At 57.5% G+C, this 905-nt stretch carries 1 protein-coding gene; it reads left to right on the top strand.

Annotation, left to right across the window (positions count from 1 at the left end; genetic code table 11):
* Window positions 1-905 (top strand): IS4 family transposase (locus F6X42_RS42900; RefSeq protein WP_187639770.1); only part of this gene is annotated, 905 nt, incomplete at both ends.

Genomic DNA, 905 nt, shown 5'->3' with positions numbered 1-905 from the left:
ATCCTACACGGGTACCCATTGAGCAGAAGGAAAGCTATCGCTGGCTGGAGAACATGCGTCAGTCAACGGCGCTGCTCGGCGATCCTGTGCGCTGCATTCACGTGGGCGATCGGGAAAGCGACATTTATGAACTGTTTTGTACGGCGCATGAACTGTCCACGTACTTTCTCGTGCGAACCTGTGTTGACCGGCTTGCTGGCGATGGCCAGCATACCATCGCGCACGAAATGGAACAGGTTAAGGTTAAAGGATTGCATCGCGTCGAGATTCGCGATGCGAAGGGGCGCCCAGCGACAGTGACGCTTGAGCTTCGTTACCAGCGAATCACAGTGCTACCGCCTATCGGCAAGCAGAATCGTTATCCCGCGCTGCAGCTCACAGCAATCCACGCGCATGAGCGCGATGTACCGCCCGGGCGCGCCGGCATTGAATGGAAGCTGCTGACCAATCTCCCCGTCCAGTCGCGTGCGCAAGCAATCGAGAAGCTCGACTGGTATGCCATGCGCTGGAAGATCGAAACGTTCCACAAGATTCTCAAGTCGGGATGCAAGGCGGAGGACTCGAAGCTGCGCACAGCCGATCGGCTGGCAAACCTGATCTCGATATTTTGCATTCTCAGTTGGCGCATATTCTGGCTGACCATGATTAGTCGTTGCGCGCCACAAGCTTCGTCTGAGACGGTGTTCACATCAACCGAAATTGAACTGCTCGAGCGACTCATCCCAAACCTCCCGCCTACGGCCCAGGGGCCACCGCTCTTACGAAACCTCATCCGGGTCGCACGCCTTGGCGGTTATCTGGCCAGAGCCAACGACGCGCCTCCCGGCAATACTGTTATGTGGCGCGGCATGCAGCGCCTTACCGACATTCAACTCGGATATGAGCTCGCCCGGAACGGATGTGGG

Origin of the sequence: Paraburkholderia podalyriae (assembly GCF_014397785.1) — a bacterium.
Classification (GTDB): domain Bacteria; phylum Pseudomonadota; class Gammaproteobacteria; order Burkholderiales; family Burkholderiaceae; genus Paraburkholderia; species Paraburkholderia podalyriae.
This window is presented reverse-complemented; position numbering and strand designations above follow the sequence as displayed.